This window comes from Bradyrhizobium lablabi, assembly GCF_001440475.1.
In the GTDB taxonomy this organism is placed as follows: domain Bacteria; phylum Pseudomonadota; class Alphaproteobacteria; order Rhizobiales; family Xanthobacteraceae; genus Bradyrhizobium; species Bradyrhizobium lablabi.
Genome location: NZ_LLYB01000062.1, coordinates 1 through 15,339 on the forward strand (window position 1 = coordinate 1; position 15,339 = coordinate 15,339).

10 protein-coding genes and 2 pseudogenes are annotated in these 15,339 nt (G+C 60.0%); 7 read left to right on the forward strand and 5 right to left on the reverse strand.

The window, feature by feature from the left end:
* Positions 1 to 134: 134 nt before the first annotated feature.
* Positions 135 to 716, forward strand: a complete 582-nt coding sequence (locus tag CQ14_RS14515; RefSeq protein ID WP_057858564.1) for a hypothetical protein — start codon at positions 135 to 137, stop codon at positions 714 to 716.
* Positions 717 to 1,295: 579 nt separating this feature from the next.
* Here the strand turns inward: CQ14_RS14515 and CQ14_RS14525 are convergent.
* The 4 genes from CQ14_RS14525 to CQ14_RS14540 form a co-directional block, all read right to left on the reverse strand.
* A complete protein-coding gene (locus CQ14_RS14525; RefSeq protein ID WP_057858566.1) occupies positions 1,296 to 2,543 on the reverse strand; it encodes a TRAP transporter large permease in 1,248 nt (415 codons plus the stop codon).
* A gap of 5 nt (positions 2,544 to 2,548) precedes the next feature.
* Complete coding sequence (locus CQ14_RS14530; protein WP_245320349.1) at positions 2,549 to 3,037, reverse strand: TRAP transporter small permease; 489 nt, start codon at positions 3,035 to 3,037, stop codon at positions 2,549 to 2,551.
* A gap of 128 nt (positions 3,038 to 3,165) precedes the next feature.
* Positions 3,166 to 4,167: a TRAP transporter substrate-binding protein DctP gene (gene dctP / locus CQ14_RS14535; RefSeq protein WP_057858568.1), complete on the reverse strand. Its 1,002-nt coding sequence runs from the start codon at positions 4,165 to 4,167 to the stop codon at positions 3,166 to 3,168.
* A gap of 46 nt (positions 4,168 to 4,213) precedes the next feature.
* Complete coding sequence (locus CQ14_RS14540) at positions 4,214 to 4,957, reverse strand: GntR family transcriptional regulator (RefSeq protein ID WP_057858569.1); 744 nt, start codon at positions 4,955 to 4,957, stop codon at positions 4,214 to 4,216.
* Positions 4,958 to 5,543: 586 nt separating this feature from the next.
* On the opposite strand from CQ14_RS14540, the pseudogene opgC reads away from it, so the two are divergent.
* From opgC to CQ14_RS14555, 4 genes and pseudogenes are all read left to right on the forward strand, one after another.
* Positions 5,544 to 5,756, forward strand: a pseudogene (opgC, locus tag CQ14_RS46230) (OpgC domain-containing protein); the annotation flags it as partial.
* A gap of 1 nt (position 5,757) precedes the next feature.
* Positions 5,758 to 6,730: pseudogene (locus tag CQ14_RS14545) on the forward strand (OpgC domain-containing protein); the annotation flags it as partial.
* 387 nt (positions 6,731 to 7,117) lie between these two features.
* Entirely contained in the window at positions 7,118 to 10,252 is a 3,135-nt protein-coding gene (locus CQ14_RS14550; RefSeq protein WP_082649868.1) for an AAA family ATPase, read from the forward strand.
* Between the two features lie 210 nt (positions 10,253 to 10,462).
* Entirely contained in the window at positions 10,463 to 11,578 is a 1,116-nt protein-coding gene (locus CQ14_RS14555) for an SAM-dependent methyltransferase (RefSeq protein WP_156434988.1), read from the forward strand.
* 17 nt (positions 11,579 to 11,595) lie between these two features.
* Here the strand turns inward: CQ14_RS14555 and CQ14_RS14560 are convergent, their stop codons facing one another.
* Positions 11,596 to 13,179: an FAD-dependent oxidoreductase gene (locus tag CQ14_RS14560; RefSeq protein ID WP_057858572.1), complete on the reverse strand. Its 1,584-nt coding sequence runs from the start codon at positions 13,177 to 13,179 to the stop codon at positions 11,596 to 11,598.
* 532 nt (positions 13,180 to 13,711) lie between these two features.
* Here CQ14_RS14560 and CQ14_RS14570 point away from each other — a divergent pair.
* Positions 13,712 to 14,335 carry a hypothetical protein gene (locus CQ14_RS14570; protein ID WP_156434990.1) on the forward strand — a complete coding sequence of 208 codons (624 nt, stop codon included), beginning with the start codon at positions 13,712 to 13,714 and terminating at the stop codon, positions 14,333 to 14,335.
* Positions 14,336 to 14,406: 71 nt separating this feature from the next.
* Positions 14,407 to 15,279, forward strand: coding sequence for a polyprenyl synthetase family protein (locus tag CQ14_RS14575; RefSeq protein ID WP_057858575.1), 873 nt, complete (start codon positions 14,407 to 14,409; stop codon positions 15,277 to 15,279).
* The last annotated feature ends 60 nt before the right edge of the window (positions 15,280 to 15,339 follow it).

Below are 15,339 nucleotides of genomic sequence, written 5' to 3' on the forward strand. Positions count from 1 at the left end.
CAGACCGCCTACGGAGAGGTCCGTCATGCGACCCATTGCCAGCAGAGTGAGACGATGCTCAGAGAGGCGTTCATCGAAACGCAAGCACCTTCGCTTTTGGAGGCGCTTCGCGGCCTAGTCCAGGAGGATGTGCGATGTTCGGAAAGAAGAAAATGCTGCGGAAGCACGAGACCCAGGAGGTTCAAGCTCGATTCGAGCGGAACGAGGGCGCTGGGAAGGACATTTACGCCCGGATCGCTGATTTGAAGAATGTGCCGCGCGACAACCTGCCTGACGCGGTTTTTATGCTCTTCGTTGAGGCAAAACACCGGAGCGAGCTGATTCGGCAATCGATCCAGGAGCGTACCCGTTATGACTTCAATTTCGTCGGGTTCGTCGACGGCGATTTGGCGACCTACCTCGCGGAGGACGCGGCCCATGCGGTCCGAGATCACGTTACCAACCCGCAGACATTCTTAGAGGCGATGTCTGAGCAGTTTCCGGATGTGCACTTCACGATCCAACAGCAGGACGCCGTCTCAATGGTTGCTTCGATGATCCGTGTGCAGCGGCTGGAAGGCATCCTGGAAGGTCTGCGGCTTACCGGCCTGCTGAACAAAGCGCCAAACCGCCGCCCATCAGCCCGCAGAAGAACAGAATGCTTTAGCGGCTCCACTTCAAGGCCCTTCTGGTGTCATAGCGGACACCCTCGACAAATCCAATCAGGTTCGAATTGATTGCCGCCGTCAAACCATACCCTGTCGGCCGGTGAGAGGCGCAGATCGAACTGTCTTCGAAATTGGTGTGCCGCGGTGCGGTCCGCCTACGTGGACCAGCTGCAGCCCAGAAGCCCAGAAGCCCAGGAGCGCGGGCCCACTCCTGACCTCTACGGAAGCGCGGCGAGAAACGTGGGTTCCCCCCAAGCCCGGAATGATCGAACTTTTTTGCAAGGAGCCATCTTCCATCGTCGTCGCGGAAACTCCGAAGCGGAGGATACGCTTCGGCAAGGCATTTTACCTGGTCGGCGGCGACTTGCTCAGCACCGCCTTCATGCGGCCTCAGCACTCATCTGGGCGAACAGCTTCGGCCCCGCACGTCCACGTGCAATCGGGTGCGAGGGCCCGGCGGATTCGGTGACAGATTGGCAGGCTCGGCAGACGAACTTCTCGCGCACGTGCTGGATCACTTTCGAACTCAGGACTGGATAAAACCTGGGCAAGGCTCGCCAATATTTTTTCATTGCCAGTGCTTGAGTTCGGGATGTTGGTATTTGTGTTGGTATTCGCCGGGAGGCTGAAAAATAAATTCATGTCGGTTCAAGTAGTTAGCTGCCAAAATCCATTACCTCGCACGTAATAGAATGGCCAGATGCCGCGCATCACCTCGTCGACGGAAACCTTGCCAATGGCGCAGCCGACGAACAGCGTCGTTCCCACCGGCGGCGTCAGCAGGCCGATCCCGAGATTGAGCAGCATGACGATCCCGAAATGCACGGGATCGATGCCGAAGCTCTTGACCACCGGCAGCAGGATCGGGGTGCAGATCAGCAGCAGGGGGGCGAGGTCGAGCGCCGTTCCGAGAATCAGCAGCATGATGTTCAGCCACATCAGCAGCACGTATTTGTTGCTCGATATAGCGACGAAGAATTCGGTCATTTTCGCCGGCATCTGCATCAGGGCGGCGACATAGCCGAAGCACGACGCGGTTGCGACCAGCGTCAACACCATCGCCACGGTTTGCAGCGTCTTGTAGACCAGCAATGGCAGTTCGGACCATTTGTAGTCCCGGTAGATGAACATCGTGACGAAGAACGCCCAGACGCAGGCGACCGCGCCGGCCTCGATCGGCGTGAAGACGCCGGTGAGGATGCCGCCGAGGACGATGACCAGCGTCACGATGCCCCATACGGCGTCGCCGAGCATCTTGATCGCCTGCCGGATCGGGACCGGCTCTCCCTTGGGATGCTTGTCGCGATAGGCGTAGAACAGGCAAAGCACCATCAGCGAGAAGCCGAGCAGGAGGCCGGGGAGCACGCCGGCCAGGAACAGGCTGGTGATCGAGACTACGCCGCCGGTCGCCAGCGAATAGATCACCGAGTTGTGGCTCGGCGGGACGATGATCGCCTGCAGCGAGGCGCTGATGGTCACGTTGGTTGCGAACACCCGCGGATAGCCCTTGGCGGCCATCTGCGGGATCATCACCGAGCCGATCGCGGAGGTGTCGGCGACCGACGATCCGGAGATGCCGCTCATGATCGTGGTCGCGAGGATATTGACCTGCGAAAGGCCGCCCCGGATGCGTGTGAAACCGACGACCACGGCTGCAAAGTCGACCAGCCGCCTGGCCATGCCGCCCTCGGCCATGATGGCGCCGGCCAGCACGAAGAACGGGATGGTCAGCATCGAGACCTTGCCGACGCCGCTGGCAAATTGCTGCATGACGGCGCCGACGGGCAGGTCGATCCAGAGCGCGCCGACGAGTGAGGACAGCGCCAGCGCATAGGCGATCGGCATGCCGATCGCGAAGAAGAAGCACATGCTGAGAAGCAGAACCGCGATATCCATGGCAATTACTCGACCGGTACGTGAGCGTCAGCGCCGTCGCGCGGGGGCGGGCCAATGGTCAGGCGTTCGACGACGAACAGGAGCATCATCGCGCCGCTGACCACGATCGGAAGATAGGTGATGCCGACGGAAAGCCAGGGAAATTCATCCACCGAATTATCCCAGGTGGTATGAACAAGCCGCAGTCCCCACACCACCATGAAGATCGCAATCACGCCCATCAAGACTTCGCTCAGGAAGAGGGAGGCACGGCGCAGCAGCGGCGGCAGCAGGTCGGTGCCAACAGTCATGTTCATATGGATGCGCTGGCGATAACAGTTGGCCGAGCCGATGAAGGTGATGCCGACGGTCAGCAGCACCGCCATCGGCTCCGGCCATGACGAAGCGCTGTTGAGGATATAGCGGGTATAGACGGCCCACGGAATAACTGCCGAGACCAGCACCAGCGCCACACACGCGATCGTGGCGCCGGTCCAGTAAACGGCATCGTTCACACGCCGGAAAATTCCAGCCGCAGAATTGGACATTTCAACCTCGGAGAATGACGGCGCTTCGAATCGCTCTGGCAGTCCGGCGGAATGGCCGGAACGAACCTCCGGCCACGCCCGATCGGGGGCTGTGCCTATTGGACCGCTTCGATGCGCTTGACCATCGCAGCATACTTGGCGCCGTATTTGTCCCACACCGGCTTGACGGCATCCTGGAACGGCTTCTTGTCGATGTCGGTGATGATCTCGGTACCGGACGCCTTCATTTTCTCGATTGCGGCATTCTCCGCTTCATACCAGAGCACGCGCTGCTCTTGCTGCGCTTCCTTTGAAAGCTTCTTGATCAGCGCCTGATCGTCCGGCGACAGCTTCTGCCAGGAGATGCGTGAGAACACCAGAAGCTCCGGAATGATCAGGTGTTCGGTCATCGTGAAATACTTGGCCACCTGGTAATGGTTCTGCGCCATGAACGATGGCGGATTGTTCTCGGCGCCATCGACCACGCCGGTCTGCATCGAGCTGAACACCTGATCGAAGCCGAGCGCCACGCCGTTGCCGCCGAGTGCGTTCATGGTGTCGACGAACAGCGGATTGCCCATCATGCGGACCTTGAGGCCCTTGAGGTCGGCAATGGTCCGGACCGGCCGCTTGTTGTTGTAGACGTTGCGCGAGCCGGCGTTCATCCAGCACAGCGCGATCAGGCCAGTCTTTTCGTTCGCGGAAATCTTCGCCAGCAACTCGTCGCCGATTTCGCCGTCGATGACTTTCTCCATATGCTTGGAGTTGCGGAAGACGAACGGCATGTTGAAGACGTTGACGTCGTCCACGACCGGTCCTACGGCGCCGACCGAAATACGGGCGATCTGCAGTGCGCCGAGCTGTGCCTGCTCGATCATCTCCTTTTCGCCGCCAAGCTGCATCGAGGGGAACATCTGGATCGTCAGCCGGCCATTGGTGGCGGCCTCCAGCTTCTTGCCCATCCGGACGACGGCCTCGACCGTCGGATAACCGAGCGGATGAACGTCGGAAGCCTTCAGCACCATTTTGGTTTGCGCAAAGGCCGATGACAGCGGCGCCGTGGTCGCCATTGTGGCCCCGAGGCCTGCGCTCAACTTGATGAAGTCGCGGCGTTTCATGTTGTTCCTCCTGATGTGTTTTATCGTTTTATGGACTTTTCGAATTCTAGGGTCGTTCGTCGAAGTACTCCGGATTGATGTGTTGGGTAGCCGAGATGTTCTCGAGCAGGCTTTCGAGGTGGACTTCCATCGCCCGCCTTGCGCCCTCGGCGTCATGCGCCTCGATGGCGGTCAGGACGGCTTCGTGTTCGATGATGACCTTTGCGATCCGACCGCGCTGGGGCAGGGTCAGCCGGCGATAGCGATCGACGTGAACCTTCACCTGCTGAATATATTTCCAGATTCCGGGATAGCCGGCGACCTCGGCAACCGTAGCATGAAACATTTCATCGGCTTGATGGAACGTGTCGCTGTCTCCGGCCGCGCTGGCCTCGCGCTGGCGTTCCAGGATCGACTGCAGCGCCAAAATCTGGCTCGGTGTCGCGCGCTCCGCTGCCATCCGCGCGGTAGTCTCCTCCAACGCCTTGCGGATGATGATGGCCTCCGGCAGTGCTGCCACCGGAATGCGCGAGACGAAGATGCCGGACTGCGGATAGATCTCCAGCAGGCCTTCGTCCGATAATTTGAGGATCGCCTCGCGAACGGGGGTGCGGCTCACGCCGTAGGAGACCGCGATCTGCGCCTCGGAAATCGCTTCGCCCGGGCGGCGCTGCAGCGACACCAGTTCGCCGCGAAGATCAGAATAGATTTTCGATGCTGCCGTCGCCGCGCGCGGTCTGCCGCTGCGGCGCGTGCCGGCGGCAATTCGGCGAACCGTTGGATCCGTCTTTTTCGATGCGCGGGCGGGCATGGCTGCTTTCTCAATTGATATATTAGTATATGAATTCGCGTTGGCAACCAGAAATCGTGCGCGCGCGGATTTTGATTCCGCCACACCAGAGTCGCTCGCAGATTTGCGGGCGACGCATAGAATCCTACTGACGGCCGCCAGCCTCGCTGCGTTTTATCGGTGTAGAGCGGACATCGCGAACTTGGCCGCCGAAGCCCGACCGCAAGCGGATTCCTGGGGGGAGAATTGTACTGTGTTGGGGTACACCGGCCGCCTCGGCCGCCACTCCGTCTCCATGCAACCGTCTAACATCCAGACTCGCACCTCAGCATCTTCTTCGATGACCTCGACGGCATGCAGTCCTGGCGAGACCGTCAAGCGCCTTTCTCAAGCGAATTGGACACAGCTCTGGTGCGTCAAACATCGAATCCACAATCTCAGGAAAGATTTGACTGATTTCGTAACTTTTTCGGCAGCGCTTTAGGACTTCGAACGATGCCTCTTTCATGCTGGCTTGTAATTTCAGCGCCATCATAAGTCTCGGAGTGTGACCACCTCACACCAAAAGCTCCAACATCGGCCCATCTTTCCAGTCTGGAGGAACGAGATGAGCGACCGAAAAGCCACCTCTAAGCCATCGGTCAGCGAGCTGGCGGAGCTCAAAGGTGCGGGTCGCGACCTACGAATAGATGCCTGCCGAGGCATCGCGCTGTGGTTCATCTTTCTTGACCATGTCCCGAACAACATCGGAAGTTGGCTGACGCTGCGGAACTACGGCTTCAGCGATGCCGCGGAAGTATTCATGTTCGTCTCGGGCGTANCTACGGCAAGGCATTGCGCTGCGAGGGCTGGACCGCGGTGATCCGCCGGACCCTGCGGCGAAGCTGGGACATTTACGTTGCATTTCTGCTGCTCACGCTCGCTTGCGCCATCCTGGTTCACCTCGCAGGCGGCGGTCGTCTCGCTGACGAGAGCAATACGCGCATTCTATTGGACCAGCTGGGCGCGACGCTCGCCCACGCGGCGATACTGCAATACCGTCCGGTCAATACCGACGTGTTGCCGATCTTTGTGCTTCTTCATCTTTTGTTCGCGCCGTTACTGTGGTTGCTGCTGCGACTGCCGAACGTGACGCTTGGCGCGTCGGTAGCACTTTACGTGCTGGTGCATGTCTTCGGCTGGACCGTCCCGGCGTGGCCGAGCGGTCACTGGGCCTTCAATCCGCTGGCCTGGCAGCTCCTCGTTGTGCTTGGCGCGTGGTGGATGATCGAGGACAGGAACGTCCGGCCGTGGGTCACGTCACGCACGGTGCTTGGACTTGCTGCCCTCTATCTACTCTTCAGTCTGGTCATCGCACTGAGCTGGCGCATCAAACCGCTGGAAGGACTGATCCCGCAGACGTTTGCGCAGCTGCACCAAGTGGATAAATGCAATCTTGATCCACTGCGATTGTTGCATTTTTTGGCGATAGCGGTTTTGGCAGCACGATTCGTGCCTCGCAATTGGCGAGGGCTGACGACGCCGGTGATGCGCGGCGCGATCTGTTGTGGCCGGAGCTCGCTGCCAATCTATTGCCTTGGCGTTCTGCTGGCGTTCGCCGGCCACATGGTGCTGTTCGATATCTCGGACGGGCTTGCGATGCAGATTGCGGTGAGTCTCGTTGGCATCGCGGCGATGATCGCGACCGCAACGCTGCTGAACTTGATCAGTATCAAGCCCAGGCAGCAGTTAGCGATAGACAGCACCCTCCCGAGTGAACAACGGCGAACTATGATGTCTCACTCCATCGGCTGAGACTTGGCGGAGGTCCGGCAACGTGCTCGGATGAGCCGCGCTGTAGAGGCAAGAATAGCCGCGTTTGGAACGGCACCAGCTGACGAAAGCCTCCGGATCGCCCAATAGATTGCAGGAAAGACAGTAATCAGCGGCTTTGCTGAGTTGGCGTCCAACTCTTTCCCAAGAGTGGCGCAACGGGGCTCCGCCAAACGGTCAGGCGGGGCCTTACGGGAATACCCCCGGCTGCACCAATCAACCCGATCACACCGCGCTTTGCCACGGTCGCTGGGGCGATGGCGTTGCTCGCAACTCCTGTGACCTCCCTCACAGCGGAACGAAATTCTCTGCTATAAGGTACGCTTATTCCCTTCAGCCGATGCAGAATGGCATCGCGGGAGGCTCGCCGTGTTGAACGACTCTCGGTCCGTTCTTGACAATGGCGACAAGCGCGCGACGCTTGCAATCGGACCGTTCCGATTGGATGTCGATACCGCAACTCTCTATCGTGGCAACGATCTGCTACCCGTCGGCTGCCGCGCCGTCGCACTGCTCAGCGCGCTGGCGAAACGTCAAGGTTTGGTGGTTTCCAAGGACGAATTGATCCAGGCCGCTTGGTCAGGCATGGTCGTCGAAGAAAGCAATCTGTCGGTTCAGATTGCGGCGCTGCGCAAAGCGCTTGCAGCCGAGCCGGGCGGGGAGCGTTGGATCGAAACCCTGCCGCGCCGTGGATATCGGTTCGTCGGCCCGACCACGACGAGTTCGCACCACAGCGCGATCGAAGAGAAGGTGCCGCCTGCCCAGGGGGGTGGGCGCACTATCCTGTCCCCCGGTGCAGCCGGCGACAGAAGTCAGGAGGGATCAATCGCCCGCCGGTCCCGCTGGCTCGTCGGGCGAAACGGTCCGCTGGCTACGCTGGACAAGGTCACGCAGCGGATGCTCGCCGGCGACAGACAGGTCGTCTTCATCACCGGCGAGGCTGGTATCGGCAAGACCTCGTTCGTCGAGATGGCGATGGAGCAGCTTTCCCGATATCGCGTCGAGACCCTGTGCGGATTCTGTACCGAGCGTTTCGGCGTCAACGAGGCATTTCTCCCGCTGATCGATTCGCTGACGACGCGCTGTCGCGCTCCGGACGGTTCGGCTGTCCTGGAGGCCGTGCGCGCCCATGCGCCGGCCTGGCTGCTCCAGATGCCCGGTTTTCTCGATGTGGCGGACCGGGCCGCGTTCCGGAATGAGGTATTCGGGGCGACACGAGAACGGATGTCGCGTGAGTTCTGCGATCTGGTCGAAGTGTTGAGTGTGGATCGCCCGTGGGTCCTCGTCATCGAGGATATGCATTGGAGCGACTTCCAGACGGTCGACGTTCTGTCGCGCTTCGCACACGGAGACCGCAAGGCTCAAGTGCTCGTTCTTGCCACCTATCGTGTTGGCGACAGCATCATGAGTGGACATCCGGTTCGCCGTCTGCATCAGGATTTGGAGATCCACGGGAGGTGCAGCGACCTGCAACTCGATCGATTGTCCAAAACCGAGGTGGAGCACCACCTCGCCTTGCGTTTCCAGGACGAGAAGCTCGCTTCGGCGCTCTCCGGGCCGATGTTCGGGCGCACCCAGGGGCAGCCGTTGTTCATCGCCTCGCTTGTGGACTACCTGGTCAATCACGAGTCGATTGTGGAGATCGACGGCGCCTGGCGCCTCGGATCCGGAACCGCCCTGTCAGAGGATGTCGTGCCAAACGATCTGATCAACATGATCACACATCGGATCGATCGTCTGAGTGAGGACGAGCAGCAGATGCTCGAGGCGGCCAGCGTAGCGGGGAGCGAATGCGCTGCAGCCCTCGTGGCCGCTGGTCTGTCGCGCGACACCGTGGAGACCGAGGAAGTCCTGGAGGGTCTTGCACGCAAGGATCACACGGTGGTGTCGTCCGGCGTTTCTGAATGGCCCGACGGGACCTATTCCGGATCCTACGCTTTCCAACACATTCTCTATCAGAACGTGCTCTATCAACGGCTCACCCCGGCACGGCGCCTCCAGATCCATCACCGCATGGGCGAGCGTCTCGAGCAGGGATATGGGGACCGGACGGAAAATATTGCGGCTACGCTCGCGTTGCATTTCGAGCAGAGCCACGATTTCCCGCGTGCGCTGCGCTATCTCAGCCAGGCCGCAGAAAACTCCGCGAAACGCCTCGGTCACGAGGAGGCGACCAATTATCTGTCCCGCGCACTCGGCATTCTCGATCGTCTGGGAACGACGGATCAGTATGGGCCGCGCACCAGCCTGTTGCGACAGCGGAGCTGGGCGCGACGCTCGGCGGGGGATCTCGCCGGCTCGGTTCGCGATCTCGAGGAGATGATCGCTTGCGCCGCGGACGCGGGGCAGCTTCGCCATGAGGTCAACGGGCTCCTGGCCGTAAGCCGGTTCTGCCTTCATGCCGACCGCCGCATGTGCCTTCACGCTTCCAACGAAGCGCTTGCCAAGAGTGAAGCGCTTGAGGATGACGCCTTCAAGGCTCTGGTGCAGGGCAGCAGCGCCAGCATCAATCTCTGGCTGAAAGGCTGGAAGGAGCAGGATGCTGCACTTTGCGAGAAAGCGTTGCAGGTAACGGCTGACGCGCGCGATCACGGCACGCTGATCCGGCGATACGGTATCGAGGGAATCCTCGAATGCTTACGGTCGCGCTACGAGGAATGCCGTCGTTCGGGAACCGATGGCAAGAAGCTCGCGCAGGAGGTCGGCGACGTCTACATCTTTGTGCTGTTCAATGTGATGGAGTCGACCGCGCTGATCCATCTCGGCCAATGGCGGCGATTGCAGCAAGAGACCATCGCCGCGCTAGCGCTGGCGGAAAGAAACGCTAACCGTCCGGCGATCGCCCTATGCCGCCTCACCTTGGGGTGGCTCCACGTCGAGGCGATGGATTTTCATGGTGCGCGCGAGCTCTGCGAGAGCATCGACCAAGCAGTGCTTGAAGAAAATCCCTTCGCCTTCTTCTTTCAGCGAGCCGTTCTTGCGAAGGTCTTCGTCGGCCTGAACGAGCCGCAACGAGCGCACCAGCAGTTCGATAACGTCATGCAACGGCTGAATTCCGACGGCATCATGATGGATTACACGATCTACGCGCAGCTACACCATTGCCTCTGCGAATACAGCCTTCAGGTCGGCGACATCGCACAGGCGCGGACATCGGCGACAAAGCTGTACGAGTACGTCGCGCCGGCGCCCGATCGCAATCATCTGGCGCAGGCGCACGGGCTGCTCACCCGGGTTGCGCTCGCTGCGGGCGATTTGGAGGAGGCAAGGGCGGAGCTCTCGCGTGCCCTCTCAACTCTCGAAGACGCCGACATGCCGCTCGCCGCTTGGCGGGTCTATCGGGCGGGTGTGGAGGTCTGTGAGAGCCTCGGCAAGCCGGCTGAGGCGGCCAAGTACAGAGCTCGCTTCGAGGACGTCATACGAACCCTTGCCGGGAATTTCGAACCTGATGACCGATTGCGGTCGTCATTGCTTGCCGCCCTCGATGCGCCGGGGGCGCGCTGAGCCAGCCGGCGCCGAGACGGTCGCTCGACGCTGCCACCAAAGTAGATGCAGTTATTCGTTCGTCAACAGATAGCAAAGCTAACTTGAGTTCGGCCTGCCTCCGTGTAACATCGTGAGATGCTTGCCATTGCTCATTACACAATGTCCATTTAGCGCACTGTGTCAGCCGCAGGCATGTCGCCCGATCGGAGCAGGCCAGGAGCTTCCGTCATGCCGCCTATTTTGTCTTCTTCAGGGGCCCCCCGACCATCGCGTAACGACCACCTGCTGCGCGTCGGCGAGATGGCACTTCGTTTCGGCGCGGAGGCGTATGGCCAATGGTGGACAATAGCCAGTCGCAGTTGGGGATACGAGGTCGACCGTCTAGTGCGGGGCGCGATGGCATCCGCGCCGCCGGAGGCGTTGCTGCGGAACATGGTCAGCGGCTACGTGAATTGCCTGGGCGAGTTGGCGGCGATAGCGCCGTCGATTGCCGAAAAGGCGGCGATGGAATTGACGCGGCGATCCGATGCTAGTCCGCAGCCCTACCTCAGTGACGTGGATGCCGGGCCTGAACCGAATGGAGAGATTTTCGAGGTAGACGGCAAGCCGTTCGCGATGCCGGCGCGGGTTCTGGACGCTTCGCAGGGATGGGCGATGTTTTTCGTGGACACCGAGGCGGCCAACCGTTCGCTTGGCGCGGCTCGCCATATCCTGTCAGCGTTCGATGCCGGCGGCGGGCGGACGCCGCTCATGATTGTCGGAGTGGACTATCGCAACAGCGATTTTGGCGTTTATCCGGAGTTCGTTGTTGCGTTGACGGTGACCGTGAAGGACGATCCCGCAAGGCAGCTGTTCACCCATTACTTGGCGATTGTCGTCACGCAGGAGTTCACCAAAGAGGCCGCCCGCATCGTATGGGGGTTAGAAAAGATCGTCTCCCCCAAGCTCGCGGTCGGTTATGCCGCGGACAACGTGCTATTCGGCGTTCCGAACGCGAAGGGCAAGGCGTTGTCGATCCGCTTTCCGCGATTCGGCGATGCACGGTCTTCCGATCTGCCGACTTTTTCCATCTCTCAACGTGGAGCAGGTCCGGAACGGCGGACTTATTGGGCAATGACGACGAAAAGCGGCAGCGGAGAGGGAACGCAGATCGGCGGATCGGTGATACTTGAATTGGGCACGTCGGGAGACGGCTTGTGCCTGTGTGCCGATGGCAAGTCGGTTTGTGTATGCGAGATGCTGCGCAGTTTCGACATCGCCGACAGGTTGCCAGCCGCGAATGGCTGGACGGAGCGGCAGACCGCGATTTACGGTCCGGCACGGCTATTGGATTTTCGTCGATGAGTTTCAGCGTCCAAAGATCATCCGTTGGGAAAAATTCGGGAGAAATTTGAGCGCATCATTGAATCCGCCATTGAGACTGCCTTTGCGGCAAAGGCCGCAGGGCGCAGAGCCGCCGCGAGCGCCGCGGGAAGAAACGCCGGATAGGAATCCGGCTGGATGATATCGATCGGAGCGCCAATCTTGTGCTTGCGGCGCAATGCCTCGGCCGCCAACAGTCCGCTGACCACGGCTCCTTCTACCGTGACGACATCGACGAAGGTCTGGCAGAAATCGCCGGCCAGAAAGAGGTTGGGAATCTCACAAACCGCCTTTGGGCGGGAGTCCCAGCTGCCGACCTGATTGACGAAAAGTTCTTCGCCGACATTGGTTTGAACATGGCAGCGGTCGTAGTCCACATCATCAAGCTTGAAGTCGAGGAAGCGTTGCAATTCCTTGAGCATTATTTCCCGAATGACTTCTTTCGGATAATCGGCGATCAAGTCGGCATTTGAGGAGATGACGTTAAGCGCGGTGCCTCCTCCCTCGGGCCATTCCTTCCAGACCTGCGAAATGTCGAGCAGACTTAGGTTGTATTTCGAGCCCAGAAGTAGCGTAATGCTTTTGGTCAAGCCTGGGATCCTGCACTTGAAATACGCATCAAGGGAGATCATGGGCTCCGATCGCAACTCGCGAACCGTTTCAAGCTTGGGTGCGCAAGCCGCGACCTCCGGGCTAACGAGGCGACCGAGCGGGCCTGGCGGTACGGCGAGCACCAGATCACCGGGAACGTTGACCTTCCACGTTTTGCTTGGCTTCGGATCGACGTTGCGGTCGGTGGTCGGCTCCTCCGGCATCTCGCCGAGTGTCAATTCGCGCACCTCGCCATCCGTCAGGTGAAGGCTTTCGACCCGCATCTGGAAGTGAATTTTGAAGCGGCGCTTCAGCTCCTTTGCACGCGCTTCGAGGTGTCGTCTCCACGGCTCGAAGATTCCGTCGTTGGTGTTCTGCGTGAGTAGCCACAAGGACGGAGTCGGGTTGCGATAGCCATACTTTACCAGGCTCTGATAGCTTCGCGCCGAGGAAAGGTAACTTGGCGAGGCAAAGGCCTCCGCCAAGGTGCGCGCGGAGGCTGTTAAGGAACCTTCGGTGCTGTAGCCCCTTGATCGAAAGAAATTGCTGACCGAGGTTTGCTCCAGCACAGCCCCTGACATCGATTGCGTGCCGATGAGGTCGAGCAGTGAATATGCCGAAAGGAATTGGTCCGCAGGGGACGCGACGCCGTTCAGCATATTGGTCAGAATTGTCGCGGGCGATCCGGGATTGGTCAGATACGGCCGCGTCTGCTTGTCTCCCGGAAAGCGGCAGCCGATGACAGTGCTTGGTATGAACTTGTCGGCGGCGCCGATCTCCGCCATGAACTGCCAGAAATTATTGTACCAGTTCAGGTACATGTGGTAGCAATGCTCGTGCGGGTCGGGTTTGTCGCTGTCTCTATGAGCGCCGAGCTTGCCGCCGAGAAAGTTGTTCTGCTCATATAATGTTATGTCGAAGCCCTGCTCCATGAGCCGGGTGGCTGCGGAGATACCGGCCAAACCGGAGCCGACGATTATTACTTCTGGCATCTCGCCCTCGAGTTGCGCTGAATAATATCAGGATTGTCGCCTCTCGTTGATTGCAAATCAATGGAATACTACCGGATGCAGGCAAACTATCGGACAATCTTCACCGAAATGCTTCTGGCCCAATCGGCCGCGGCGGGTGCGCTAGCCGATGTCGCTGGCCGCTATGCCCAGCTAATGGGGCAGGCATATCAGGAAGCACTCATGACGCTTGCAACGGAAACGCGGCTCAAAGGCGGGGCTGCCGGGTCGGCGCATCCGGTCGATGATGCCGGCATTCCCGGAGCATCTCGGCCGGGGTTGGCGCACGTCTGTCGCTCCCTCGCGGGCCTACCGCGGATCTCAATGATGGAATTTCTTTCACGATATGACAGTTTGCGTGGACGGCGCACAATGGTTAGGGATTGATCGGCGTCTGCATTTGCCGGGAAATGAAGTGCTGGTTGTGCTCCGAAACCGCGCACGCCACTCAGCACGGCGCAGGGCGGAGTAACAGCGCCGTGCACAGGTTTTCAGAATGTCAAAGGGAGAAGGCATGTCTGGTTCTGGTCCCGGTCGATCGGTGCACGACCCTCTCACCGGCATGTTTATGGCAATGAGTGACGCCTGGTTGGCGGGTGCTGGGCTTCGGGAAAACATGACGGTGCAATCCGAGGCCGGTAATCCGGGGACGGGCTTGCTCGGGGCAACGCTGCTAGGGCCGATGATCGGCATGCTCGGCGCGATGGCTGATTTGGCCGCCGTCAATCGCCAGCGATTCGACCAGTCGAGCGCCGAGGGGGCGATTGGTTCGCCGCCAGGCGGCCAGGAGAATTCGGTCGCCACTGATTTCGTGGTGCCAATGGGCCACGCCATGATGATCGCCGCGAACAGGTCGGCCAGTTACTGGCTAGGGCTGGCTCAGATATTCGCAAGTCATCAAGCGAGCTTGGCTCAGGCTGTTGGCGCCAACGCGACCGACGGCCGTGCGTCGGGATCTGAGCGGCTCCTTGCGGCCGATGAATTGCGTGCATTGCTGCGCGAGGTGGGGGACCTGGCTGTCAGGGAGGCGCGCATTTTGCAGAGCGAGTTGATCAATTTGGATGAGAGCTTAGCGCAGAATTTGCAACAGCCCGACCTGTCCGGATCCTACCGCAGGCGCTGGCGCAGTAAAATCTAGGGCGGCGCGCTTCAAACATGCAAGAGCAAACCACAAAATCTGTCATTGCACGGCTTGGTTTCGAGACGGAGATGGCCGACTTGCGCGAGCGCATTGCACGCTGGATTGACGGCTGCAGCGAGGAGATGCGCGAAGCGCTTGAATGGCAATTCCTGACGGGATCAAAGTATTTTCGTCCGTTGACGATCTTCTCCTGTTATCGGGCGGTGCGCGAAGGGCCGATCCCCGAACAGATCATGCAGTCGGCTCTGGTAATCGAGCTGTTTCACAATGTTTCTTTGATCATTGACGACATTGTCGATCGTTCCCCGACGCGGCGCGGTCGGGCCACCATGCACACCAAGTTCGGCGAACTGTCGGCTTTGATGACTTCGGGCTACATCGTGGCGGAGGGTTATCTGCAACTGAAGGATGACCTAAGAGGCATTGCATTGTTTTCGGAACTGTTGAAACGATTAGGCGTGGCTGAATGCCTGCAGTGGCGGCTTCGTCGTCAACCGCTGGGAGTTGAGGACTGGCGCAAGATCGCCGGAGAGGACACCGGCTCGATGTTCGAGGTGTGTGCCTGCCTGGGCGATCGGTCGGGCAGGCTGCGAACTTTTGGTGGCCTGCTGGGGCTGCTCTATCACGGTTGCGACGATGTTGGCGATGTGAAGGGGCTGGCCGCACTCGGAGGCGGTGGGGAGGAGGACTTGCGCGATGGTATCCTTACGCTACCTGCGGCGCTGGCAATTCGCGATCCCGCGGCGGCAAAGCTGTTTTGCGACCCGGAGGGCGGCAATCTGGCAGAGCTGGGCAGGCACTTCGTCGCCAAGCTGCCCGAAGCAGAAGCTTATCTCGACCAGATCGCCGAGGAGGGGCGAACCGAGGCACGATCGTTCGCTGTTGATCCCGCCCCCTTGATCGCGCTGATCGAGCAAACCCGGCAATTGAGCCGCTACTAGCCGGCGATTTTGGTGTAGGGTTGCCAAAGTGGAAGCTGAAGAAAACAAGCCTTGATCACA